The organism is Pseudarthrobacter xylosi (assembly GCF_055412765.1).
In genome coordinates, this window is record NZ_JBVAYT010000001.1 from 680,785 (window position 1) to 702,966 (window position 22,182).

25 protein-coding genes and 1 pseudogene are annotated in these 22,182 nt (G+C 64.9%); 16 read left to right on the plus strand and 10 right to left on the minus strand.

Going from position 1 to position 22,182, the window contains the following annotated elements; all coding sequences use genetic code 11:
- Positions 1–427 precede the first annotated feature (427 nt).
- The gene (locus ACZY1F_RS03175) at positions 428–1,420 is read left to right on the plus strand and encodes a LamG domain-containing protein (protein ID WP_463940204.1); all 993 of its coding nucleotides are present in this window, start codon (positions 428–430) and stop codon (positions 1,418–1,420) included.
- 90 nt (positions 1,421–1,510) lie between these two features.
- Here ACZY1F_RS03175 and ACZY1F_RS03180 read toward each other — a convergent pair whose 3' ends face one another.
- Together ACZY1F_RS03180 and ACZY1F_RS03185 are read right to left on the minus strand one after the other, a co-directional pair.
- Entirely contained in the window at positions 1,511–1,675 is a 165-nt protein-coding gene (locus ACZY1F_RS03180; RefSeq protein WP_463940205.1) for a hypothetical protein, read from the minus strand.
- Between the two features lie 5 nt (positions 1,676–1,680).
- Positions 1,681–2,730, minus strand: coding sequence for a glycosyltransferase family 2 protein (locus tag ACZY1F_RS03185; protein ID WP_463940206.1), 1,050 nt, complete (start codon positions 2,728–2,730; stop codon positions 1,681–1,683).
- Between the two features lie 389 nt (positions 2,731–3,119).
- Between ACZY1F_RS03185 and ACZY1F_RS03190 the strand changes: the two genes are divergently transcribed.
- Positions 3,120–3,593, plus strand: coding sequence for a sensor histidine kinase (locus tag ACZY1F_RS03190; RefSeq protein WP_463940207.1), 474 nt, complete (start codon positions 3,120–3,122; stop codon positions 3,591–3,593).
- Here the strand turns inward: ACZY1F_RS03190 and ACZY1F_RS03195 are convergent.
- A pseudogene (locus tag ACZY1F_RS03195) lies at positions 3,580–3,693 on the minus strand (NADPH-dependent FMN reductase); the annotation flags it as partial. The gene ACZY1F_RS03190 and the pseudogene ACZY1F_RS03195 overlap by 14 nt on opposite strands.
- A gap of 74 nt (positions 3,694–3,767) precedes the next feature.
- On the opposite strand from ACZY1F_RS03195, the gene ACZY1F_RS03200 reads away from it, so the two are divergent.
- Complete coding sequence (locus ACZY1F_RS03200; RefSeq protein WP_463918746.1) at positions 3,768–3,902, plus strand: hypothetical protein; 135 nt, start codon at positions 3,768–3,770, stop codon at positions 3,900–3,902.
- Positions 3,903–4,016: 114 nt separating this feature from the next.
- On the opposite strand, the gene ACZY1F_RS03205 is transcribed toward ACZY1F_RS03200, so the two are convergent.
- Positions 4,017–4,961: an SMP-30/gluconolactonase/LRE family protein gene (locus tag ACZY1F_RS03205; RefSeq protein WP_463940208.1), complete on the minus strand. Its 945-nt coding sequence runs from the start codon at positions 4,959–4,961 to the stop codon at positions 4,017–4,019.
- Between the two features lie 210 nt (positions 4,962–5,171).
- Here ACZY1F_RS03205 and ACZY1F_RS03210 point away from each other — a divergent pair, with 210 nt between their 5' ends.
- Positions 5,172–5,510, plus strand: a complete 339-nt coding sequence (locus tag ACZY1F_RS03210) for a hypothetical protein (RefSeq protein ID WP_463940209.1) — start codon at positions 5,172–5,174, stop codon at positions 5,508–5,510.
- Positions 5,511–5,564: 54 nt separating this feature from the next.
- Here ACZY1F_RS03210 and ACZY1F_RS03215 read toward each other — a convergent pair whose 3' ends face one another.
- Complete coding sequence (locus ACZY1F_RS03215; RefSeq protein WP_463940210.1) at positions 5,565–5,951, minus strand: hypothetical protein; 387 nt, start codon at positions 5,949–5,951, stop codon at positions 5,565–5,567.
- 138 nt (positions 5,952–6,089) lie between these two features.
- On the opposite strand from ACZY1F_RS03215, the gene ACZY1F_RS03220 reads away from it, so the two are divergent.
- Complete coding sequence (locus tag ACZY1F_RS03220) at positions 6,090–6,686, plus strand: dTMP kinase (RefSeq protein ID WP_463940211.1); 597 nt, start codon at positions 6,090–6,092, stop codon at positions 6,684–6,686.
- 45 nt (positions 6,687–6,731) lie between these two features.
- Here ACZY1F_RS03220 and ACZY1F_RS03225 read toward each other — a convergent pair whose 3' ends face one another.
- Positions 6,732–7,130, minus strand: a complete 399-nt coding sequence (locus ACZY1F_RS03225; protein ID WP_463940212.1) for a cupin domain-containing protein — start codon at positions 7,128–7,130, stop codon at positions 6,732–6,734.
- A 316-nt stretch (positions 7,131–7,446) separates the two neighbouring features.
- On the opposite strand from ACZY1F_RS03225, the gene bcp reads away from it, so the two are divergent.
- Together bcp and ACZY1F_RS03235 are read left to right on the plus strand one after the other, a co-directional pair.
- Positions 7,447–7,926, plus strand: coding sequence for a thioredoxin-dependent thiol peroxidase (bcp, locus tag ACZY1F_RS03230; RefSeq protein WP_463940213.1), 480 nt, complete (start codon positions 7,447–7,449; stop codon positions 7,924–7,926).
- Between the two features lie 40 nt (positions 7,927–7,966).
- Complete coding sequence (locus ACZY1F_RS03235) at positions 7,967–8,539, plus strand: GNAT family N-acetyltransferase (protein ID WP_463940214.1); 573 nt, start codon at positions 7,967–7,969, stop codon at positions 8,537–8,539.
- A gap of 243 nt (positions 8,540–8,782) precedes the next feature.
- Here the strand turns inward: ACZY1F_RS03235 and ACZY1F_RS03240 are convergent, their stop codons facing one another.
- The gene (locus ACZY1F_RS03240) at positions 8,783–9,073 is read right to left on the minus strand and encodes a hypothetical protein (RefSeq protein WP_463940215.1); all 291 of its coding nucleotides are present in this window, start codon (positions 9,071–9,073) and stop codon (positions 8,783–8,785) included.
- A 223-nt stretch (positions 9,074–9,296) separates the two neighbouring features.
- Between ACZY1F_RS03240 and ACZY1F_RS03245 the strand changes: the two genes are divergently transcribed.
- The 7 genes from ACZY1F_RS03245 (at position 9,297) to purM (ending at position 16,469) form a co-directional block, all read left to right on the plus strand.
- Positions 9,297–10,409, plus strand: coding sequence for a PP2C family protein-serine/threonine phosphatase (locus tag ACZY1F_RS03245; RefSeq protein ID WP_463940216.1), 1,113 nt, complete (start codon positions 9,297–9,299; stop codon positions 10,407–10,409).
- On the plus strand, positions 10,406–12,376 hold the full coding sequence (locus ACZY1F_RS03250) for a glycosyltransferase family 2 protein (protein WP_463940217.1): 1,971 nt from the start codon (positions 10,406–10,408) through the stop codon (positions 12,374–12,376). Before ACZY1F_RS03245 ends, ACZY1F_RS03250 begins: the two co-directional genes overlap by 4 nt.
- Positions 12,366–12,698 carry an STAS domain-containing protein gene (locus ACZY1F_RS03255; RefSeq protein WP_463918757.1) on the plus strand — a complete coding sequence of 111 codons (333 nt, stop codon included), beginning with the start codon at positions 12,366–12,368 and terminating at the stop codon, positions 12,696–12,698. The genes ACZY1F_RS03250 and ACZY1F_RS03255 overlap by 11 nt, the downstream gene beginning before the upstream one ends.
- Positions 12,691–13,116, plus strand: a complete 426-nt coding sequence (locus ACZY1F_RS03260; protein ID WP_463940218.1) for an ATP-binding protein — start codon at positions 12,691–12,693, stop codon at positions 13,114–13,116. Before ACZY1F_RS03255 ends, ACZY1F_RS03260 begins: the two co-directional genes overlap by 8 nt.
- Positions 13,117–13,231: 115 nt before the next feature.
- Complete coding sequence (locus tag ACZY1F_RS03265) at positions 13,232–13,546, plus strand: hypothetical protein (RefSeq protein WP_463940219.1); 315 nt, start codon at positions 13,232–13,234, stop codon at positions 13,544–13,546.
- 68 nt (positions 13,547–13,614) lie between these two features.
- Positions 13,615–15,303, plus strand: coding sequence for an amidophosphoribosyltransferase (purF, locus tag ACZY1F_RS03270; RefSeq protein WP_463940220.1), 1,689 nt, complete (start codon positions 13,615–13,617; stop codon positions 15,301–15,303).
- Positions 15,300–16,469, plus strand: a complete 1,170-nt coding sequence (gene purM, locus ACZY1F_RS03275) for a phosphoribosylformylglycinamidine cyclo-ligase (protein WP_463940221.1) — start codon at positions 15,300–15,302, stop codon at positions 16,467–16,469. The genes purF and purM overlap by 4 nt, the downstream gene beginning before the upstream one ends.
- Positions 16,470–16,522: 53 nt before the next feature.
- Here the strand turns inward: purM and ACZY1F_RS03280 are convergent, their stop codons facing one another.
- Positions 16,523–17,302 carry a VOC family protein gene (locus ACZY1F_RS03280; protein ID WP_463940222.1) on the minus strand — a complete coding sequence of 260 codons (780 nt, stop codon included), beginning with the start codon at positions 17,300–17,302 and terminating at the stop codon, positions 16,523–16,525.
- Between the two features lie 235 nt (positions 17,303–17,537).
- The gene (locus ACZY1F_RS03285; RefSeq protein ID WP_463861731.1) at positions 17,538–17,771 is read right to left on the minus strand and encodes a DUF3073 domain-containing protein; all 234 of its coding nucleotides are present in this window, start codon (positions 17,769–17,771) and stop codon (positions 17,538–17,540) included.
- Between the two features lie 275 nt (positions 17,772–18,046).
- On the opposite strand from ACZY1F_RS03285, the gene ACZY1F_RS03290 reads away from it, so the two are divergent.
- The gene (locus ACZY1F_RS03290; RefSeq protein WP_463940223.1) at positions 18,047–18,688 is read left to right on the plus strand and encodes a septum formation family protein; all 642 of its coding nucleotides are present in this window, start codon (positions 18,047–18,049) and stop codon (positions 18,686–18,688) included.
- A 228-nt stretch (positions 18,689–18,916) separates the two neighbouring features.
- Here the strand turns inward: ACZY1F_RS03290 and clpB are convergent, their stop codons facing one another.
- Entirely contained in the window at positions 18,917–21,574 is a 2,658-nt protein-coding gene (gene clpB, locus ACZY1F_RS03295) for an ATP-dependent chaperone ClpB (RefSeq protein ID WP_463940224.1), read from the minus strand.
- Between the two features lie 234 nt (positions 21,575–21,808).
- Here clpB and ACZY1F_RS03300 point away from each other — a divergent pair, with 234 nt between their 5' ends.
- A complete protein-coding gene (locus ACZY1F_RS03300; RefSeq protein WP_463940225.1) occupies positions 21,809–22,147 on the plus strand; it encodes a YciI family protein in 339 nt (112 codons plus the stop codon).
- Positions 22,148–22,182 lie beyond the last annotated feature (35 nt).

The following is a 22,182-nucleotide window of genomic DNA, read 5'->3' on the forward strand; positions in this document are numbered from 1 at the left end:
CCCCAAAGTTTGATAATTCCCTGCCCACGCAGCACACCATCCCAGCTATTTCGTGGTCTATTCGTCGGTGAACACCAAAATGATGGGTCCTCAGCGATACGGGGGTGGCCTAATTAGTGAGCCTACACACCGTTCTGGGAGCAAGATTCCACTTCGCAAGAATTTGTGGAATTCTTGAGGGTTGAAAAATATTGCGTTTTTCTTGAGGGTTCAATTGGCTCAAATTAGCTGCATATAGGCTATTGCGTTTTGTGACTGTAGTGGCTGATGATCAACGTGTGCTCAATGAGGGCGCAAAGCTGCTCGCTGGGGAGCACGAAGTAAGGGGCGTTGCATGGCTTCTTTTCGGTTACTTGTCTCACATTCCACCCGCCCGCTGAGACCCTTGGCCATGCTGGCGGCGGCGGGCCTGGCTATGCTGGCGTGCATGCCATCCGCACAAGCCGCCGAGACCGCTCCGCCGGACCCGGGCCCTGCCGGGAACTTCGCGTGGAAGGGCTTCAACTGGGAAAAGCGCTTCTGGGGTGGGGCGCCGCAATACAACAAACTGTTTGACGCTGCCAACGTCAGCAACCCCGACGTAAACGGCTACGTCACCCTGAAGCTCACCAACCCCACGGGTGGGGCACCGGTGGGCGCAGAATTCCAGTCCACCCGGCACGGGTTCGGCTACGGAACCTACAGCACCACCGTGGAGAAGAACATCAGCGTGCTGCAGAAAGAAGTCGTCTGGGGCTGCCTGTTCACCTACGACCCCCAGGCCGAGCCGGGCTACAACGAAATCGACCTTTGCGAAGCGTCGGCCTGGGGCGGCGGAGCAGCCTACGGCGAATCGTGGCCGGTCAGCCAAGGCCACGGGTACTGGTTCGACGCCACCAAGCCTCCCGGCCAAGGCAATAACACAGTAGTTTTCGATGCAACAGCCAGCCCCATCACCACGCACCGGATGGTGTGGGAACCGGGCAAGCTGACATTCGAGACATTCGCCGGCCAGGGCTTCACCGGCACCCTCCTGAAGCGCACGGTCCTGCAGGGAACCACAGTTCCGGCGCCGGCGAAAGAGCAGGTCCACTTCAACCTGTGGGTCACTGGCGGCGGAGGCGGGGATCCCGCCCACGTGAAGCCGGAATCGGTAGTGGTCCGGGACTTCTCCTTCGTCCCCACCGCCACTGCACCACCGCTCCCACCGGCGACGACCATCAAATTATCCGCCGCCACCACCAAGGCCCAGGGCGTGAACACCACCACGCTGAAATGGACTGAGGCCACCGGCTCCAACGTGACGCTATGGATCAACGATGTCCAGAAGACCGTGCCCAACAGCGGGAGCTACATCAACAATTTCAAGGGCAACAACATCACCACGTACAAGGTGTGCGACACAGGCGGCTGCTCCAGCGCCCTCCGTGTGGTGACCTGAGGACTGCCGTCCCAAACACAGAGGCAGGGCGTCCGGATCTCCGGGCGCCCTGCCTTCTTGTGTTCTGTTCGGCTCTTGCGGCGGAACAGCCTAGGATTTGTCGCCGCGGACAGGGACAATCCGCTTGATGGCCATGCCTAGCGCGAGGAGCGCGAAGGCCGCAAGTGCCAGCCAGAACAGGTCGCCTGCACCGGTCATAGCGAGGGTTCCGGAGCCGATTCCTGCCGCGGCAGGAGCTGCTGGGTTGTCATACATGGTTATTACCAGGCTTTCTTCTTGTTGAGGGCTGCGTCCAGGTACGCCTTGGCATGGACCACCTGCAGAAACAGGTCGATCACCAACTCGTACATGGTGGCGGCGGCGAGCATGTATTTCCATCCCCGCAGCCGCACCGTGACCACGCGTTCGATCACGAAGACACCGGTCACGGCCAGCCAGAACGGCTGAATGTTCAGCCCGGCCCCCGTGCCCAGTGCAACCGCCACCGTGCTGAAGTAGCCCAGCGTTACCAATACGCCCAGCATCGCCAGGATCTGCCGTCCCCAGTAAGGCCGGGTGACCCTGGTCCAGCCGTACTGCACGCAGTTCTCCACTGCTCCGCGCTTCCAGCGGAGCCGCTGAGCCCCCAGATCACGCCAGGACGGCATCACCTCGGTTACCAACGTGCAGTCCGCAGGCGATTTGATGCGATAACACAGCGTGAGCAGGGCAAACGACAGCTCGTTGTCCTCGGTCAGGACGGACGTGTCATAGACCCCGCCGCGGCCGTTCCCCGGCGGCAGTGACCCGTCCAGCCGGGCAGCGATCACATCCCGCAGGGTCCGGGCCCGGAACAAGGCTGCGGTACCGGTGACCACCAGGCATTTGCCCTTGAGCCGCTTTACATCGCGGGCATACCGGGCGTATTCATTCCGCTGCAGGTGCCCCACAAAGCCACCTCCACGACCGCCACGGAAAACACCGCCGACGGCGCCGAGCCGGGAATCGCGCTGCAGATGGGCTACGGCCCGTTCGATAAAGTCGTGGGACAGCTGAGAATCCGCGTCCTGGATGAGGATCATGTCCTCGGGTTCGGCATCCGGCAGGAGACGGCCAAGAACGAAGTTCAAGGCACCAGCCTTCTTATCCAAGTTACCCTCGCTGCGGACAACCTCTGCGCCCTCCGAGAGTGCAATTTCCTCGGTAGCGTCCGTGCAGTTGTCTGCCACCACAATCACCCTGTCCGGAAGCCGGCTCTGAAATTTCAGCGACGTCAGGGTTTCGCGGATTCCAACAGCCTCATTGTGCGCCGGAATAAGTACCGTAATCACAAGGATCCGCGCCCGGAAAGGGCGCCAACGGAAGTCGGAAAATTCCGTTCGAAAGCACGGACAGTTATATAGAGTTGTGACGCAGCGCGCATTAAGTGAATTTGTCCCCACAGGAAAAGTCTAGAATTTCTTATTTCCTATGACTTTTCCAGTACCAGCTCAATCCATCAGCAGAAAACCAACAACGAAGGCGCAAGCTTTGGTAAAGACGGACTCAACGCCGCCGAGCTTAGCGCGGGTGGTGCTGAGAAGGCGCACGTCGCAATTTCGATCCCCGGTGGCTCCCCGGAAAATTGATCCAAACTTGACCCAACCCTTCGCAACTCATGCAGTTGGCGGTCCACGCTGGATCTATCACCACGAAAAACGGCGGGGAAGCAGGAAGATTCATGGGGAACGAATCAGCTCTGGACGAGGTCGTCGCAGTGGATGGAGTGATCACTGATCACCACCCGCTCGACTTCCTCACGTTGGGGCTGGCCGGTTGCATTGACCGGCTGACCAGCCCTCTCCGTCAGCAAGGAATGGCAGTCCGCTGGGATACTCCGCACTGGGGCATCGAGATCCCGGCGGACTGCGCGTCCCTTCTGTACCAATCGGCGCGCGAAGCGCTGAGCAACGCCTTCAAGTACTCCGACGCCGGAAAACTCACCGTCCAATTGGCAGCAGTTGGCCACGGCATCCGCTTGGTAGTGTCCGACGACGGCACGGGCTTTGACTGTGAACTCGCGTTAAGCGGCAAGAACCACGGCTACGGGCTGCGGCTGATGTCCGTGGCAGTCCATGAGGCCGGCGGCACCGTCAGCGTGTCTTCGGAGCCAGGGCAGGGCACCACCGTGACGGTAACCCTGCCCCTGGATTGACCCGCTTCTTAAGGGCTCCCGGAATGGACCGGTTGTACTCGGGGGACACAAACAGGATGCCGTCCGAGGCTTCGATCGCTTCGGCCAGAGGTCTTCGCGGGTTATTGACACCCCGCTCCGGGAGGCGCTGAATGATGATTGAGGCACATTCCACACACCACGGGAGCGGTTGACATGAAGGAAAAGCCAGTAGTGGCACAGCGCATCCACAGCGAGGCTCCGGCCGAAGGGGACGAGACCGCGGATCCAACCGACATCCGCGTGCACTCCCAGGAACCCGCAGAGGGTGCCGACACCGACGAAGACTAGCCGGTTCGTCGTCAGAACGTTCCAGTCAACGGACCGTTCCAGCCAACGGAGATGTTGTGAGCAGCAAAGTGGAGAAGCAAATTGCAAGGGCAGCACCGTCCATACCGAAGCGGCCTAACTGCGGGCCGGCACCAGTACCACTTCATTAGGACTGGCCGGCTGGTTGAACTGTGCATTCACGGCCGCCAGCGTGTCATCGAACCGCGCAATCGTGGTGGGAACATCGAAGGCGGGGCTGGTGATGACCTCCTTGACCTCGCCGGATGACAGGTCCTCGGAGAGCCTGATGCGGCTGATCTGGTTCGAGAAGTTCTGAACAGCCCAGATTGTCCGGCCCCGGACCAGGATGCCGTCAACGTTCTCCACGTCCACGCCCTTGATCTTCGCGCTCTCACCGGTCTCCGGGTCCACAGTGTAGAGGGCCTTGTCGTTTGAGTGAGCCACGATCAGTACGCGGCCGCCATCGGCAGCAGCAATGCCGTTGAGGTTGAAGGGTCCCGTCTGTCCTGCCGCCGGTCCCCGCAGCTTCAGGGTCCGCACGTCGCCCAGCTTTCCGTGCCACCCCACCGGGAGCAAGTAGAGCTCACCCGCGGCGGAGTTCGTGAACCAGGCGCCATCGCGGGTGAGCGTGACGTCGTTGATGAAGCCGGGAGCGAGCGTGAAGTCCGCAACGGGCTCGCCCGATTCCGTGTTGTACACAAAAGCCTTGCCTGTGGCGCCGCCCGCTACAAACAGCAGGTCGTTGCGGGTATCGGCCTTCATGCCGACGGCGGCCCTGGGCTGCGAATCAAAGTCCGAGACGTCGATGAACAACCGCGCTTTGTCTTTACGGATGTCGCCGCGGTAAATGTCACCGAGTGCGAGGTCGCCGGCGTAGAAGGTGGTTCCGCTGCCGGCGGCGATCCCCTCGGCGGAGGTGGCGCCCTTGAGCACAATGACTGAGTCTTCCTGCTGCGACGCTGAAGCCGGCAGGACAGGCACCAACAGCCCCATCAGTGCAATGAACCCAATGGCGGTACGGCGCTGTACTTTTCCTGAATTCTGGGTTGTGCGGGCCATGATTCTTCCTTGAATTTGGGTGATCCGCACAGGCCAACCTGCGGCAGGCCCGCACGATTGTCCTGCCAGTCTATGCACCCTGGGAACCGGCCCGCCAGAGTCCGTAGCCCCCTCCTTGCGCGGTCACACTCCGCCCTCCGGAGCCCCGGATCGGCAAGCCGCCGCGGTCTCTGCTTACAATCGAAACCTCAATCAACTACTGAGGGACCCATGAAGAAACTCGCAACCGCCCTGATCGCTGCCGGCCTCGTGCTTTCCGCTTCTGCATGCACCACGCCCACCAAACTTTCCACCCCCGAAACCTGCGACCGCGTCAAGGCTGTCCTGGCGAACCCCGCGAACAACGTGGGCAAGACCGGTCTGGTGCGTCTCGCCAACCAGATCCGGCCCATCGAATTGGTGGCATCGGATGACCTCAAGCCTGCGCTCGGATCCATCATCGAGTTCACCGACGAGTCCGCCAAGGAAGCCCCGGACGAGGCTAAGCTCGCCGAACTGGAAGCCGGTTACCAGGAAGCCGGCGCCGCCTTCACGAAGCACTGCAGCTAAGCGCCTCCCGCGTTAACGTTCGACGGCGGCCGGTTGGCCGCCGTCGTCGGCTGCCTAGTGCAGGGACAGGACCAGATAGAGCGCCGTCAGAACGGCCACTGTGGGTGTCATGACCAGGCGTTCCGGCTTGCTGCGCGAGATTCCGTTCATCACAATGCCCAGCGCGAAATAGGCCGTGAGCACCCAAGAGAAGACGTCCGTGAAGCCGTGGTTCACCAGTGGGCCCGCCATGCCCGCCTTGGCCAGCGCAACGTAGGCGAAGAGAACGTAAAGGATGACCGAGGTGCCGCTGCCGATCCGCAGCTTGGCAGGGAGCACGTTGTGCTGGCCGCCCCACGCGAACCTTCCCAGCGGCGCTCCCGCGATCAGCGCGGCCTGAAATACGGCGAGCGCGGCCAAAAGTACGCACGCCATAATCGCGGCAAGCTGGGCCAGCTGCATCGAAGATCCCCATTTCCCCTGGTGTGGCCACCGGCCCGTTGCAGGCAGTCTGTCCGGACGCCAGTTTAGGTGACCTCCGACTCATGACGGGACGATCACGCGGTCCCTTCCGTTAAACCTTTGGCGAAAGGAGGCCACGTGCTTATTGTCTTAACCGGAATCGACGGCTCAGGAAAATCCACGGCAGCCCGCGCCTTGGTAGAGGCGGCCCAGGCCGATGGCGGAAATGCTCTGCTGCTGAGCAACCACGCCGGCCGGCGGAGCATGTCCGTGCTGGCCGAACGGTTGGGCATCCACTGGCCGCGGCGCCTTGCCGACGCCGTGGAGACCACCCTTCGCGTGGCCAACGTGCTCATTTCCCATGCCCGGGCCAGCCGTTTCGACGGACTGGTGGTGATGGACCGGCACCTCCACTGCCAGCTTGCCCTGCGCAATGCCAAAGGACTGCCTCGCGGCCGCCTGCTCCCCTGGCTGGTTTCGTGCCTGCCGGACCCTGAAGCCGTGGTGCATCTGGACGTTGAGCCCGCGCTGGCACACCAGCGCATCATGGCCCGCGGCACCGATTCGGAGACGCTGGCTGACCTGGTAGCCCTGCGCGACGCCTACCGTTCCATGCCGGAATACCCGGGCTTCGCCCTGCTCGACGCCGACTGCACGCCGGAAGAGGTTGTGGCCAGGCTCAAGCGGATCGTGCACAAGCGGACAGTGCGCGCGGAGACTCCCGCGGCCGTTTAGGCCACAGTCCAGCGCGGGCCTAGTACAACTCAGACCGGCTCCGGCTCAGATCAGCGCGTGCAGTCCCCTGCTCCGCGGCCGGCCGAAGGACGCCGTACCCAGGAACTCAATGGCGACGAACGGCTCGGACCCAACCACCCACTCATCGTGCCCGGGAGGCAGCGCATAGGTGTCGTGGGCTTGGATGGTGGACCTCACGCCGTCGGACGTTTGAATCTCCAGACTGCCGGAGACACAGTAGCCGAGGTGGTTGTGCTCGCAGAAGTCCGTCAGTTCCGTGGGTTTGGCGGACTCGGACCAACGCCAGCCGGGAGCGAGGATAAGGCGGGCCACGGAGTAGTCATCAACCGTGACGAGATCGAACTCGGCCTTATCCGGACACCGCTTTTTGTCCGGAATATCAAAGGATTTAACGGCCAGAGCTCTGATGAAATTTGCGGTCATGGGGACACAGCCTAGGGATGAGTTACGGCGGGCGCTTGGGGCTGGGACCAAGCATTGGTGAACGGATGCCGGCAGGCGGCTACGGAGTGCGGCGACGAAGTGCGGAGACCAACAAGGTGTATCTCTAACCGTATCCATACGGCGCTTCAAGTCAATGGGCCGCCGGGACGGTCACGGGCCAAAAGAGGGCCCCGTGCACACGTCCCGGCCGTGGAGCAGCCGGAATACTTCAAATGACGCCGGAGTTGTTGTTTAAACTGGAAGCCGATTCACTGGTTTCCTGTCTTTTGCCATCAGAGTCTCCCGAAGGAACGCCATGAGCCCCCAACTGACCATCAAGCTTCAGCCAGGTACCCAGGCACCCGATTTCACCCTGCAGGACGCCGAGGGCACGGCAACCGCCCTGGCCAACTACCGCGGCAAGAACGTCATCGTGTACTTCTACCCGGAGGCGGCAACCCCCGGCTGCACCACCGAGGCCTGCGATTTCCGCGACAGCCTCTCCTCCCTGCAGGGCTCCGGCTATGAAGTCCTGGGCATCTCCCCCGACGCCCCGGAGAAGCTGGCGGATTTCACCGGCGACTTTAACCTGACTTTCCCGCTGCTCTCCGACGAGGACCACGCAGTAGCCCTCGCCTACGGTGCGTGGGGCGAAAAGCTGGTCAACGGCGAGATCGTCGAAGGCCTGGTCCGCTCCACCGTGGTGGTGGACCCCGCGGGCAACGTGGCGCTGGCGCAGTACCAGGTCAAGGCGAAGGGCCACGTCGCTGCCCTGCGTGAGTCCCTGGGGGTCTAGTCTGGCTGGGCACAGGTAGCCCACCAATCGGGAGTCAGGCATGCCGATCGAAGTCCGTCCGGGAACGCTGTTCGAGGACGTCAAAACGCTGGTTGGCCCTAAGCGGCCCGATGCCAACGTCTGCTGGTGCCTGAGCTACCGCATCCCGTCCAAGCAGAACCTGGAGCTCCGAGGAACGGCCCGCGGCGACCTGGTGAAGGAGCTCGTGGCGCAGGATCCGCCGCCAGGGGTTCTGGCGTACGACGGCGACGAAGTAGTTGGGTGGGCAGCTGTCCACCCGCGCACCGACACCAGCTTTGCCCGCAACCGCAGGATTCCGCACGTGGACGGCCTGGACGTCTGGTCCGTGTGGTGCATCCGGGTCCGGCCCGGTTACCGCGGCAAAGGGATCTCCCACCACCTGCTCAAAGGCGCCGTGGAGCTGGCCCGCAATTACGGCGCGCCCGCCATTGAGGGGTACCCGGTGGACAACGGCGTCAGCAAAGTGGACCTCACCATGGCCTACGTGGGCACGCGCAAGCTCTTCGAGAAGGGCGGGTTCGTCAAGGCCGCAGATACGGATTCGGTGCTCAATGGATTCCCGCGCGTCCTGATGCGCCTGGACCTCCGCTGACTCCGCGCGTACTTAAGCGGGACCAGCTGACGCATCCTGCGGTGCATCAGGGTTTCTTCCGCCAGTCACTTGGCCAGTCGTTGTCTATGAACCACAAGGCCAGCAGCATCGCGTCCATGGTCATAAGCCCGGCTAAGAGGTAGGCCCACCCTGTGTACCAATGCACGGCAATCTCCTGACCTGGTATCCCCCAGCCACTTGATTGTCCTCCAGTGTGGCATGGAACGGGTCAGCAGGGAACGGCTACTTTGTGAGGGCTGCCAGACGGCCGTGAAGTTCGGTTTCGCGGTTGAGGAGGCGGGTCAGCTGTTCCACCTTTTCCGAAAGCTCAATGCCAACCGCCAGCCGGTCCCCGGGCCAGCTCGAGGCCTCCCAGGACTCACCCAGGGCCTTGGCCAGCGAGCGGGACAGTGAGCGGAGCTTCCAGGAATGGCTCAGGTAATGAACTGTGCTGCGCGGGCGGCGGCCCTGCTTCAAGAGCCGCCATGAGCGTGCCAGCCTGCCCGGCAGCCTGACGGATTCCGTTGCTTCCATAACCCCTGCACCATCCTCCGGCAGTCCGCGTATTCCTTCGTAGCTGGTCCTTCGAGTGTGGCCACGGAGCCTCAAGGACCCATCAAGGCCCGGCAAGTTTTGCGGCAAGACCGGGCCAGGCGATGGCCGCCCGCCCAGGAAGGCCCGGAGCTTCACCGACTTCAACCGTCTTTGTCATGCCAATGACATGCTTCACCGGCCCTAATACGGTAGAAGTAGAGTCATGCCTTCCATGCCCGAACCGCGCCGTGCCGTTGTGATTGAGGATGATCCGGACATCCGTGGCCTCCTTGTGCGGATCCTGGTCAAGCAGGGTTTCGAGGTCACCCAGGCCGAGGCTGGCCTGCCCGGCGTGGAGGAGGTCCGCCGCGTCAAGCCTGATCTGATCACGCTGGACGTGAACCTGCCGGACATCGACGGGCTGGAAGTCTGCAAACTCCTGCGTGAATTCTCCGATGCTTTCATCGTGATGCTCACCGCCCGCGCCGACGAACTGGACAAGCTCACGGGCCTGGACAACGGCGCCGATGACTACATCAGCAAACCGTTCAGCCCGCGCGAACTCCAATCCAGGATCAACGCCTTGTTCCGCCGCCGGCAGCCGTCCGTGGCGGACACAGCCGTGGCGAGCGAGTTGGAACGCGCCACCGAGGTCCAGAAGAGCCTGCTGCCCCAGGAGGACGTCCGGGTGGACGGGTACGACGTCGCCGGCGTCTTCCGCCCCTCCCGCAGCGTGGGCGGCGACTTCTACGACTGGTACCGCACGCCCGAGGGCCTGCACCTGACGTTCGCCGATGCCATGGGCAAGGGCATGGGCGCCGCCCTCATCGCGGCCACCGTCCGGGCCGTGATGCGGTCCACGGGGCAGCGCCAGGATCTGGACGCCGCCTTTGCTTCCGCCAGCGCCACCATCGCGGCGGACCTGGATTCCTCCAACTCGTTTGTCACCCTCTTCCACGCCCGCCTGGATGCCGCCTCCGGTGTGGTCAGCTATGTCGACGCCGGCCACGGACTGGCGCTGCACATCACCGCCGAAGGCTCGGTGCACCGTCTTCCCAGCGGCGGCCCGCCGGTGGGCGCCTGGACCGGGTCAGCCTGGCCCCAGTCCGCCGTCGGCCTGGCCCCGGGTGACTCCCTGGTGGTGGTCAGCGACGGCGTGCTGGACGTGTTCGACTCGGTGGAGAAGTTCACCGCGGCCGTGCTCGGCGCCGCCCACGGCCAGCTTTCCGCACAGTCCGCCAGCGACGCCATCATGGCTCTTGCCCCCGCCGACACCGCGGAGGATGACGTCACCGTGGTGGTGGTGCGCCGCCTCCCCGAGCCCGCCGCGGCATGACGCGCTTCTGGACCCGCCTGGTGGTGGTTCTGACCGTCATCCTGGGCCTGAACTACGTGGGCTGGCGCTGGGCGTCGTCGCTGAACTGGGATGCCTGGTGGATCGCCGTGCCGCTGGTGGTGGCCGAGACCTACAGCCTGATCGACGTGATGCTGTTCGGCATGACCGTGTGGCAGCTCAAGATCCGCAAGGGAGCACCCCCGCCGCCCCCCGATGCCACCGTCGATGTCCTCATCACCACCTACAACGAAGACCTGGACATGGTCATGGCCACGGCCCTGGCCGCCCAGAAAATCCGGCACCCGCACAGCACCTGGATTCTCGACGACGGTGCCCGGCCCGAGCTGAAGGCCCTCGCCGAAGAACACGGGCTGGGCTATGTGACGCGCAGTGAGGACTGGACCGCCAGCGTGCCGCGCCATGCCAAAGCCGGCAACCTGAACAACGCCCTGATGGTCACGCACGGCGAATTCCTGCTGATCCTGGACGCGGACCAGATCCCCGAGCCGGACATCCTGGAAAAGACCCTGGGCTATTTCAACAACGGCCGGGTGGCCCTGGTCCAGACGCCGCAGTACTTCAGCAACGTGCCCGCCCACGATCCACTCGGCAGCCAGGCACCGCTGTTCTACGGCCCCATCCAGCAGGGCAAGGACGGCTGGAACGCGGCGTTCTTCTGCGGCTCCAACGCCATCCTCCGGCGTGAGGCCCTGATGCAGCTTGGCCTGGTGGGCTACGTCAAGGAGACCGAAAAGAGCATCCGCCGCGCCCTCACGGCCTCCCGCTCCGCCATCCGCCAGGCGCGCAAATCCGCGGACATCAACACCCCGCTTGTGGCCGAAGTGCTGGACGCGGTGGAGGCAGCCACGCTGGAAGCCCAGGAACAGATGACGGCCGGCGAGGCCATGAGCGAGATCACGTACCGTGTTCGCCGCCGCGTGGACGCGGCCGTGCAGACGCTGGTCCAGGCTGACATGTCCGCCCTGCAGGCCGACCTCGAAGAGATCGCCGCCATGGAACTCGCGCATGTGGGTGACGCGGGCGTCCCGGTGGTGGCAGACGACGCCGTCCAGCGTATGTCGGCTAGGGACTGGTCGCCGCTGGGCGCACTGGAATCCGTGCAGGCAGTCCTCGATGCCCTGAATGTGGAGCGGAGCGACGAAGCCCAGCCGGTCATGCCGCTGGCCACCATCTCCGTCACCGAGGACATGGCCACGGCCATGCGCATGCATGCCATGGGCTGGGAAAGTGTCTACCACCACGAGATCCTGGCCTACGGCCTGGCGCCGGAGGACCTCAAGACCATGCTGACGCAGCGCCTCCGCTGGGCGCAGGGGACCATGCAGGTGCTGCTCCGTGAGAACCCGCTGGTGCAGAAAGGCCTGAAGATCGGCCAGCGGCTCATGTACTTCGCCACCATGTGGACCTACCTGAGCGGTTACGCGGCGGTCATTTACTTCGCCGCCCCCATCATCTACCTGCTGCTGGGCGTCCTGCCGGTGTCCAGCCTCAGCTGGGACTTCTTCCTGCGGTTCATCCCGTTTATGGTCGCCAACCAGCTGCTGTTCGCGGTGGCCGGCCGGGGAATCCCCACCTGGCGCGGGCAGCAGTACAGCCTGGCGCTGTTCCCCACGTGGATCAAGGCGTGTTCGACGGCGGCCCGGAACGTTTGGTTCGGGCGCCCCCTCGGGTTCGCCGTCACCCCGAAGGCCCGCCAGGCAGGCGGCCCCAGCTGGAGCCTCATCCGGCCCCAGATCGTGGTGAGCGTGCTGCTGGCGGTGGCCGCCGTCGTCGGGATTATCCGGTTGGCCACGGGACTGGCCGAGCCGCTTGGCACGCTGGTGAACGTGGGCTGGGTTATTTTTGACCTGGTGGTCATGAGCATCCTGGTCCGGGCTGTTTTGTACAAGGGCTACGAACCCGCTGTGGACGTTTATGCAGGAGAGAGGAAAGCCGATGGAGTTTAGTTACGAGGTCAAGGATTCGTACGCGGAGGTCAAGGCGGACGGGCGGCTGAACATGGTGTCGGCGCCCAAGCTGCGCGAATTCGTCACCGATGTGATCGCCGGCGGTTCCTCGCGGATCGTGGTGAACCTGGAGAACACCGCGTTTATGGATTCTTCCGGACTCGGCGCGCTGATCGGCTGCCTCAAGGCCGCCCGCCAGGCCGGCGGGGACCTTCGCATCGCAGCGGTCCAGCCGCAGGTGAAAATGGTTCTCGAGCTGACCAGCATGGACCGGGTGTTGACCGCCTACGCCTCTGCCGACGAGGCGTTCCTCAATGACTGAGGTCCTGGCCCGGCGGACGTTCCGGGGACTGTCCACGGCCGAGGCCATCGACTCCGTGCACAACGAGCTGGACAAGCTCTGGGAGGACGCCCCGTTCGTCCAGGCCATGGACCAGATGACGTTCACTACGGCGGTGATCGAGTCCGCGTCCAACATTGTCCAGCACGCGCAGCCAGCCCAGGCGCAGAAACCGGTAGAGCTGGGAGTGGACATCAGCGTCCAGCCCAGCCTCCTGCAGGCCCGGGTCAGCGCGTTTTTCGCCAAGCCCCCGTTCGGCCCCCTGGAACCTGGAACCCCGGACGACGATTCCGAGTCCGGCCGCGGCCTGTCGCTCATCGAGGCATTGGTCACCACCGTAATCTTCGAACGGCAGGACGGCACCAACACCTGGATCCTGTCCCGGACGTCACAGCCCTGACCCTCCCACCCCGGTTGCTCTATCACCTACGGTCCCCATCCGGCGATGTTCCCATCCGGCTGTTTTGGCAGCCGTAGGTGATAGGGCAACGGCAATGATGAGTAGGCTAGAGGGCATGGCTTTTGAAGAAACCCCCGCGGAGCGCCGCGAGGTCACCGTCCGCCGGGCACCGAAGTATGTGCCTTTCCTCATCCTCGGCGCCCTGGTGGGCGCAGCGGTGGCTGCCGCCGTCGCGTACGGTCTCCCCGGCGACGAATCGTTCGAACGCGGCTCGGTGTTCGGCTTCTTCCTGATCATGTTCGGCGCCGGCGGCACCGTGTTGGGCGCCGTGGCGGCCCTGCTGCTGGACCGTCAGAGCGTCAAGCGTCAGAAACGCGCCATCGTGGAAGCGGTCCCGGATTCGGAACCCGACGACGGTACCGGCCAGTAGGCTGCCGGCCGGCGGTCACAATGCCGGGCGCGGAAAAGTCTTACCGCATCTCATGAGATAATCGACCAGTGGCACGCGGCGATGGAAAACTTTCTCATGATCTTCTCCCTGGCGAAAAGGGACCTCAGGACGCTTGTGGCGTTTTCGGGGTCTGGGCGCCAGGTGAAGAAGTAGCAAAACTCACCTATTACGGGCTGTATGCACTGCAGCACCGCGGTCAGGAGTCGGCTGGTATAGCTACCAGTGACGGCAAGCGGATCAACGTCTACAAGGACATGGGCCTCGTTTCCCAGGTCTTCGACGAGACCACGCTGAACACCCTGACCGGGCACCTGGCGGTGGGACACTGCCGCTACTCCACCACCGGAGCCAGCCACTGGGCCAATGCCCAGCCCACCCTCGGCGCCACCAGCACCGGCACGGTTGCCCTTGCGCACAACGGCAACCTGACCAACACGGCCGAGCTCAACGCCATGATCCTGGAACGCAACGGCGGCCAGCTCAGCGGCGAAATGAAGCAGGGCAACACCTCGGACACCGCCCTGGTCACGGCACTCCTCGAAGGCGAGGAGGGCAAGACCCTGGAGCAGACCGCCATGGAGCTGCTGCCGAAGATCAAGGGCGGCTTCTGCTTCGTGTTTATGGACGAAGGCACCCTCTACGCGGCACGCGATACGTACGGCATCCGCCCGCTGGTCCTGGGCCGGCTAGAGCGCGGCTGGGTAGTTGCCTCCGAGCAGTCCGCCCTGGCCACCGTGGGCGCCAGCTTCATCCGTGAAATCGAGCCGGGCGAATTCATCGCCATCGATGAGGACGGTGTGCGGTCCAAGCGCTTCGCGGAGGCGACGCCGGCCGGCTGCGTTTTCGAATACGTTTACCTCGCCCGTCCGGACGCCGCCATCGCGGGCCGTTCCGTGTACGAGTCCCGTGTTGAGATGGGCCGCCAGCTGGCCCGCGAAAACACCCAGGACGCGGACATCGTCATCCCGGTCCCGGAGTCCGGCACCCCGGCCGCCGTGGGCTACGCCGAGGAATCCGGCATTCCCTTCGCTCACGGCTTCGTCAAGAACTCCTACGTGGGCCGCACGTTCATCCAGCCCTCGCAGACCCTGCGCCAGCTGGGTATCCGGCTGAAGCTGAACGCCCTTGAGTCCGTAATCCGCGGCAAGCGTGTGGTGGTGGTGGATGACTCGATCGTCCGCGGCAACACCCAGCGCGCCATCGTCCGGATGCTCCGCGAGGCCGGAGCCGCGTCCGTCCACATCAAGATCTCCTCCCCGCCGGTCAAGTGGCCGTGCTTCTACGGCATCGACTTCGCTTCCCGCGCGGAACTGATCGCCAACGGTGCCACCATCGAGGAAATCTCGCAGGCCATCGGCGCCGATTCCCTCGCGTACATCTCCGAAGACGGCATGATCAACGCGACCATGCAGCCGCGGGAGCGCCTCTGCACCGCCTGCTTCACCGGCCAGTACCCCATCGCGCTCCCGGGCGCGGACAAACTGGGCAAGAACCTGCTGGAGCGCACCGACCTCGGCGGCCTCACGCCGTCGCCCTCTGCCCTCCCCGGTGCAACGGCCGCGCTGACTGTGTCCTCAATCGGCGACAGCGAGGACCCGGCGGAGAAGTCCGGCGCCACCGGCTGCGATCCGGGACCGGACGCCGAGTTCGAGAACCTGCTCACCGAAGAAGACCACGTGCCCGCGATCCACCACGTAGCCACCACCCCCGGCGCTGACAAGAAAGAGTCCGTATGACTTCCGCAACCCCCGCCGCCGGCAACAGCCCACTGAGCCCCGCAGGCATCACCTACGCCTCCGCCGGTGTTGACGTTGAAGCCGGCGACCGCGCCGTGGAACTGATGAAGGGTGCCGTGAAGGCCACCCACAATTCCTCCGTCATCGGCGGTGTGGGTGGCTTCGCCGGCCTATACGACGTCTCACGCCTGCTGACCTACAAGCGTCCTTTGCTGGCCACGTCCACCGACGGCGTGGGCACCAAGGTTGCCATCGCCCAGGCCATGGACATCCACGACACCATCGGCTTTGACCTGGTGGGCATGGTGGTTGACGACATCGTGGTGGTGGGCGCCGAGCCGCTCTTTATGACCGACTACATCGCCTGCGGCAAGGTTGTCCCGGAGCGCATCGCGGACATCGTCCGTGGCATCGCCGCGGCCTGCTCCGTCGCCGGTACGGCCCTGGTGGGTGGCGAAACCGCCGAGCACCCCGGCCTGCTGGGCGAGCACGAATACGATGTTGCCGGTGCCGCAACCGGTGTTGTCGAGGCTTCCGACCTGCTGGGCCCGGACCGCGTCCGCGCTGGCGACGTTGTGATCGGCATGGCCTCCTCCGGCCTGCACTCCAACGGCTACTCCCTGGTCCGCCGCGTCATCAACCACGCCGGCTGGGCACTGGACCGCCAGGTCTCCGAACTCGGCCGCACGCTGGGCGAGGAACTGCTGGAACCCACCCGCGTCTACGCCGCAGACTGCCTGGACCTGGCCCGCGCCTTCCCGGTCAGCGGCTCCGCCGGAGGTGCAACCGTGCACGGCTTCAGCCACGTCACCGGCGGCGGCCTGGCCGCCAACCTGGCCCGCGTCCTGCCGCAGGGCCTCGTGGCCACCGTGGACCGCGCCACCTGGGAACTGCCGGCCATCTTCAAGCTGGTCTCCGAGCTGGGCAACGTACCGCTGGCCGACCTGGAGCGCACCCTGAACCTCGGCGTGGGCATGGTGGCCATAGTGTCCGCCGAGGCTGCCGACGCCGCCGTGGCCCGCCTCAACGACCGCGGCGTCCCGTCCTGGATCATGGGCACCGTCACCGCGGACTCGGATTCCATCCTCAAGAGCGGTCCGGACTACGTCCAGGGCGCCAAGGGTGTGGATGGCGGCGCCGTCCGTTTGGTCAACGCCTACGCGTAGCCACTCATTCAATGCCCCACATCCGCTCACCGGCGGCGGTGGGGCATTGGTGTTTAAACCTCCAGCAGGCTGAACTCGCCGCCCTGCGGATCCTTGAGGGTGGCCGTGGCGCCCGGAGTCTCGTCGTCATCGGCCTCGGGTGCGATCAGCACCTCGGCACCGGCTGCCACAGCTTTGCGCACGGCATCGGCCACATCGGTCACGCCGAAGTAGATCTGCCACCTGGCAGGCGCCTCAGCCGCGACGATCCCGGCCACCTCCGCGTCGTTCACCATCAGCGTGCTGTACGTCCCGCCGTCGTCCTGCGGATACTCGGTCACCTCGTGGCCGAACAGCTGCTGGAAGAACCCGACGGCGGCCCGCGGCTCGGGCGTCAGCAGCTCCGCCCAGGACAGCGCGCCGGCCTCGTTGTACCGGCCGGAGCCCGTGTGCGTCCCCGGCTGCCACACGCCGGTAGTCCCGCCGCCGGGAGGATCCACAAACACCATCACGCCGGTGTCCGCCACTTCCTCGGGCCCGAACTGCACGGCGCCGCCGGCGTGGGGTACTTCCTCGGCCAGCGCCCCGGCATCCTCCGCCGCGAAGTAGATGTTCCATTGGGCGTGCGTGCCTAGTGATTCCTGGTGCGGGTTCTGCGGCGCCACCACCGCCACGAGGTCCTCGCCCACGAACGCCTGGGCATAGCTGCGGCCATCGGGCGTGGGCAGGTCCTTGAAGGTCCACCCGAACACCGCTGCATAGAAGGCCTCGGCCGCTTCCACGTCGCGGGTCTGGACATCGGCCCAGCACGGTTCACCGTGGCGGTAGCTGGGGGATGAGGAAGTTCCTGGCATGGGAGGTCCTTTCGCGGGCGGCACAGCGCATCAACGCCTCCAGTCAACACCAAAAAGCCCGCCGCCGGCACCGGGTTCCGGCGCAGGCAACGGGCCTGGTAACTGAGGTCAGCACCGCGGTTCCGCTGGGAACCGGGTGCTGAAAAGAAGTGCTGTACTCACGAACAAATGCGGCGTCCGAATGTACTGCAGTGTCGCTGGCCGGGCGCCCTGCGGCGGGACCGGGGTGCGGCAGCTAGCCGATCCGACGGGTGTCTACCTCGTCGTCGTCTTCTTCCAAATCGTCCGCGTACTTATCCACATAAGCCGAATAATCCGGTTCAACCGGGTCATTCGCGAAATGGCTCGTGGCACGACCTTCAGGACCTTTGAGCTCGCGCTGAAGGGCCGAATAGTCAGTGTTCGGGGAATAGTACTTAATATCCCGAGCCTGCTTGGTAGCTTTTGCCTTTTGACGGCCGCGCCCCATGGCGTGACCCCCTTTTGTACTCGGACCGGAGGTGGTCACCTTGGCTATCGGTGAGGCCCCGGAATGTTTGGTCAATTTGTCGTAACACCTAGATTACATGCTTTCCGCGCCCGGTGCTGCCCGGCCCGTGCGCGTGGACGACATGTCGGGTACCCTTACCGCCGCGATGCGCAGCGTTCCCGGCTTTTTTGTTGGATAGAGTCTCTTCATCAGCTGCCGATCCAGTTGCACGGAGCGTGCGGCATACTGAGGCGAAACCCAGGAGGGGTATCCGGATGGACAACCAGGAATTGCGTCCCATCCCGCCCAAACCCGGCGCTCCGCCCACCGCGGGGTTGCCGCAGGTGGCGGTCGTGGCGCCTGCGGCGGAGCCCTCCCCCCGGAAGCGCCGGCGGGTCGCGTCTACATTCCTGAAGACACTCTTTGTGGTGGTTCTGCTCGGCGTGGTGGGAGGCCTGGTGTGGCTCGCCATCTGGCTGGATTCCGGGGCATCAGAGACGTCCGACGACGGCGGCTCGGGAATCGTGGAGATCTCACCCACTCCTCTGGCCACCCCGCTCCCCCTCCCCCGCGAGGGTGTGGAACCGCCGGACTACCGGCTCGGCGACTGCTTCCAGGATTTTGACCCCGAGGCTTTGCGGTCAACGGTGGTGGCCTGCGATACCGGCCACTCGGCCCAGCTCGTCGCCGTCTTCCGCTACCCCGCCGTCGGCTCCTATCCGGGCCGGGAGGCCCTCGCTGCCAAGGCCCTGGAGGCCTGCCAGGCGGCCAGGCTGGCGCCGGCAGCCAACGAGTACACGCTGAACTTCCAGCGGGCCTACCCCAGCAGCACCAGCTGGGAATCGGGGGACCGGCGCGTGGACTGCTACGTCACGGCCGACGGCGGAAACGTCATCAACGCCAGCGCGCTGCCCTAAAGACCTAGCCTGATCGGATGAAGAAGCTGGCTGTCGTTACTGGCGCTAACCGAGGACTGGGCCTGTCCCTCGTGAAGGAGTTCTCGGAGGGCGGCTGGATGTCCGGTCCAACGATCCCTCCGAGCTTCTGGAAGTCCTGAACGGCCGCCCGGTCGGTTTGCTGATCAATAACGCGGCACAGGGAGCGCCCCACGGAAATAGGCTCCGGCCGAGCCCGGAAGAGCCGCTCTACTCCTTCCGCCGCACCACCAGGCCCGTGCCGGCGGGAGCACCACCGTCGGGTCCTGCCAGAGCTTCCAGCCCCTCGATGGTGAGTTCCTCGACGTCGGCAGCGGTGTCCACGAGCACCGTGTCACCGTCCGCGATGTCGCCGGAGAGGATGGCCTTGGCCAGGCGGTCGCCGATCTCCTTCTGCACTAGCCGGCGCAGCGGCCGGGCACCGTACGCGGAATCGAAGCCGGACATGGCCAGCCAGGCGCGGGCGCCGTCGGACACAACCAGGGAGAGCCGGCGTTCGCGCAGCCTCCTGCCGAGCTCGGCCACCTGCAGTTCCACAATCCGCGCCAGCTCGTCAACGGTCAGGGCTTCAAACAGCACAGTCTCGTCCAGCCGGTTCAGGAACTCCGGCTTGAAGGACGCGTTGACGGTGGCCATGACCGCGGCGCGCTTGGCCTGCCCATCCAGCGACTGGTCCACCAGGAACTGGCTGCCCAGGTTGGACGTCAGCACCAGGATGGCGTTGCGGAAATCCACGGTCCGGCCCTGGCCATCGGTGAGGCGGCCGTCGTCGAGCACCTGCAGGAGGATGTCGAAGACTTCCGGGTGGGCTTTCTCCACCTCGTCCAGCAGAATCACGGAGTAGGGCCGACGGCGGACGGCCTCCGTCAGCTGGCCGCCCTCCTCATAACCGACGTATCCCGGAGGGGCACCCACCAACCGGGCCACGGAGTGTTTTTCGCCGTACTCGGACATGTCGATCCGCACCATGGCGCGTTCGTCGTCGAACAGAAAATCCGCGAGCGCCTTGGCCAGCTCCGTCTTACCCACGCCTGTGGGCCCCAGGAACAGGAACGACCCCGTGGGCCGGTTGGGGTCGCTGATGCCGGCCCGGGCACGGCGCACGGCGTCGGACACCGCAGCCACCGCCTTGGACTGACCGATCAGCCGCTTGCCGAGCTCCTGCTCCATATGGAGCAGTTTCTGGCTTTCACCCTGCAGCATGCGACCGGCCGGAATGCCGGTCCACGCGGAAATAACCTCGGCAATATCGTCGGCAGTGACCTCGTCAGCCACCATTTGGGCGGGCTTGTCCGTGACCGCCTCTTCGGCTGCCGCGGCCGCGTGCAGCTCCCGTTCCACGGCCGGAATCTCGCCGTAGAGCACCCGCGACGCCGTCTCCAGATCGCCTTCGCGCTGGGCCTTGTCCGCCGTGGAGCGGAGCTCATCCAGCTTGGCCTTCAGGTCGCCCACGCGGTTGAGTCCGGCACGCTCGGCCGCCCAGCGGGCATTCAGCGCGTCCAGCTCCTCGCTCTTGTCCGCTTTGTCCGCACGGAGGGCAGCCAGTCGCTCCACCGACGCGGCGTCTTTCTCGTTTGCGAGGGCCAGCTCCTCCATGGTGAGCCTGTCCACGGAACGGCGCAGCTGGTCGATCTCCTCCGGCGCGGAGTCGATCTCCATCCGCAGCCGGGAGGCGGCCTCATCCATCAGGTCGATGGCTTTGTCCGGCAGTTGGCGGCCGGAAATGTAGCGGATGGACAGGGTTGCAGCGGCCACCAGCGCGGAGTCGGCGATGGTGACTTTGTGGTGCGCCTCGTAGCGTTCCTTGAGGCCGCGGAGGATCCCGATGGTGTCCTCCACGCTGGGTTCTCCCACGTACACCTGCTGGAACCGGCGCTCCAGTGCCGGGTCCTTCTCGATGTTCTCGCGGTACTCATCCAGCGTGGTGGCGCCGATCAGCCGCAGCTCACCGCGCGCCAGCATGGGCTTGAGCATGTTGCCCGCATCCATCGAGGACTCCCCCGTGGCACCGGCGCCCACCACGGTGTGGATCTCGTCGATAAACGTGACGATCTGCCCGTCCGAATTCTTGATCTCCTCCAGGACAGCCTTCAGCCGCTCCTCGAACTCGCCCCGGTACTTGGCGCCCGCCACCATGGAAGCGAGGTCCAGGGCGATCAGCGTCTTGCCGCGCAGGCTTTCCGGGACATCGCCGGCCACAATGCGCTGGGCGAGCCCTTCGACGACGGCGGTCTTGCCCACGCCGGGTTCGCCAATAATCACGGGGTTGTTTTTGGTGCGGCGGCTCAGCACCTGGATGATACGCCGGATCTCGGTATCGCGCCCGATCACCGGGTCCAGCTTGCCGGCCCGCGCCATCGCGGTGAGGTCCGTGCCGAACTTTTCCAGCGCCTGGAAGGTGTTCTCCGGATCCGGCGTGGTGACCTTCCGGTCGCCGCGGACACCCGGCAGGGCGGCGAGCAGCGCTTCATGGGAGGCGCCGGCGTCGCGCATTAACCGCCCGACGGCGTCACTCCCGGCGGAGAGCCCCAGCAGCAGCACCTCAGTGGAGACATACGTATCACCCAGCCGGTCCGCTTCATTCTTGGCGTTCTGGATAGCCTGCAGCGCAGGCCGGGACAGCTGTGCCTGCTGTGTGGAGCCGCCCGAGGTTGCCGGCAGCGCCTTAATGGCGCCGCTCGCCTGCACACTGACGGCATCCGGGTCCGCGCCCGTGGCGCGGAGAAGCGCGACGGCGACGCCCTCCCGCTGATCCATCAGGGCCTTGAGCAGGTGGGCAGGTTCCACCTGCGGATTCCCTGCCGTGGAGGCGTTCATGGCTGCTGCCGAAAGAGCCTCCTGGCTCTTGGTGGTGAATTTGACGTCCAAAGAGAGCTCCTTCCGGGGATGCGCATTTGCGCTAAGTTGAGTGTACTACGCTCAACTTTGAGGATGTGCCCTCTACGCCCCATGTTTGCCGACGGCGAACTGCCTGTCCAGAGCCGTCCACTGCCGAGCGGAAATCCGTTCCCGGCACCCCTGCCACGGCAGCCCGCAAAGTCCTAGGATCATGCTGTGACCGCGGGGACCATCCCCTCGGCGCAACAAGACCAAGGACGTACCGTGAAGAAATTTATGGTCCTGTACACCTCGCCCAAGTCAGCCGAAGAAGCCCTGGCCGAAGCGAGCCCCGAAGCGGCCGAGGCGGGCATGAAAATGTGGATGGATTGGGCGGCCAAGGCCGGCGACGGCATTGTTGACCTCGGCACACCACTGGGCGCCACCAAGGTCATGGACGGCTCGTCGGTCTCCGACGCTGACGCAACGCTTGGCGGCTACAGCCTCATCCAGGCCGAGGATCTGGACGCCGCCGTTGCCCTAATGGACGGACACCCGCACTTCATGTCCGGCGAAGGCGCCACCATCCAGGTCCACGAGACGCTCGACGTCCCGGGGATGTAGCGCGACGGGTTAGAGACCACAGGGCGGGCGGCTCC

What these genes read in the sequence shown, in the direction of transcription:
- ACZY1F_RS03175 (WP_463940204.1), top strand. Translation starts at nt 428, where the DNA reads ATGCCATCCGCACAAGCCGCCGAGACCGCTCCGCCGGACCCGGGCCCT.
- ACZY1F_RS03180 (WP_463940205.1), bottom strand. Translation starts at nt 1,675, where the DNA reads ATGTATGACAACCCAGCAGCTCCTGCCGCGGCAGGAATCGGCTCCGGA.
- ACZY1F_RS03190 (WP_463940207.1), top strand. Translation starts at nt 3,120, where the DNA reads ATGGGGAACGAATCAGCTCTGGACGAGGTCGTCGCAGTGGATGGAGTG.
- ACZY1F_RS03200 (WP_463918746.1), top strand. Translation starts at nt 3,768, where the DNA reads ATGAAGGAAAAGCCAGTAGTGGCACAGCGCATCCACAGCGAGGCTCCG.
- ACZY1F_RS03205 (WP_463940208.1), bottom strand. Translation starts at nt 4,961, where the DNA reads ATGGCCCGCACAACCCAGAATTCAGGAAAAGTACAGCGCCGTACCGCC.
- ACZY1F_RS03210 (WP_463940209.1), top strand. Translation starts at nt 5,172, where the DNA reads ATGAAGAAACTCGCAACCGCCCTGATCGCTGCCGGCCTCGTGCTTTCC.
- ACZY1F_RS03215 (WP_463940210.1), bottom strand. Translation starts at nt 5,951, where the DNA reads ATGCAGCTGGCCCAGCTTGCCGCGATTATGGCGTGCGTACTTTTGGCC.
- ACZY1F_RS03225 (WP_463940212.1), bottom strand. Translation starts at nt 7,130, where the DNA reads ATGACCGCAAATTTCATCAGAGCTCTGGCCGTTAAATCCTTTGATATT.
- bcp (WP_463940213.1), top strand. Translation starts at nt 7,447, where the DNA reads ATGAGCCCCCAACTGACCATCAAGCTTCAGCCAGGTACCCAGGCACCC.
- ACZY1F_RS03235 (WP_463940214.1), top strand. Translation starts at nt 7,967, where the DNA reads ATGCCGATCGAAGTCCGTCCGGGAACGCTGTTCGAGGACGTCAAAACG.
- ACZY1F_RS03240 (WP_463940215.1), bottom strand. Translation starts at nt 9,073, where the DNA reads ATGGAAGCAACGGAATCCGTCAGGCTGCCGGGCAGGCTGGCACGCTCA.
- ACZY1F_RS03245 (WP_463940216.1), top strand. Translation starts at nt 9,297, where the DNA reads ATGCCTTCCATGCCCGAACCGCGCCGTGCCGTTGTGATTGAGGATGAT.
- ACZY1F_RS03250 (WP_463940217.1), top strand. Translation starts at nt 10,406, where the DNA reads ATGACGCGCTTCTGGACCCGCCTGGTGGTGGTTCTGACCGTCATCCTG.
- ACZY1F_RS03255 (WP_463918757.1), top strand. Translation starts at nt 12,366, where the DNA reads ATGGAGTTTAGTTACGAGGTCAAGGATTCGTACGCGGAGGTCAAGGCG.
- ACZY1F_RS03260 (WP_463940218.1), top strand. Translation starts at nt 12,691, where the DNA reads ATGACTGAGGTCCTGGCCCGGCGGACGTTCCGGGGACTGTCCACGGCC.
- ACZY1F_RS03265 (WP_463940219.1), top strand. Translation starts at nt 13,232, where the DNA reads ATGGCTTTTGAAGAAACCCCCGCGGAGCGCCGCGAGGTCACCGTCCGC.
- purM (WP_463940221.1), top strand. Translation starts at nt 15,300, where the DNA reads ATGACTTCCGCAACCCCCGCCGCCGGCAACAGCCCACTGAGCCCCGCA.
- ACZY1F_RS03280 (WP_463940222.1), bottom strand. Translation starts at nt 17,302, where the DNA reads ATGCCAGGAACTTCCTCATCCCCCAGCTACCGCCACGGTGAACCGTGC.
- ACZY1F_RS03285 (WP_463861731.1), bottom strand. Translation starts at nt 17,771, where the DNA reads ATGGGGCGCGGCCGTCAAAAGGCAAAAGCTACCAAGCAGGCTCGGGAT.
- ACZY1F_RS03290 (WP_463940223.1), top strand. Translation starts at nt 18,047, where the DNA reads ATGGACAACCAGGAATTGCGTCCCATCCCGCCCAAACCCGGCGCTCCG.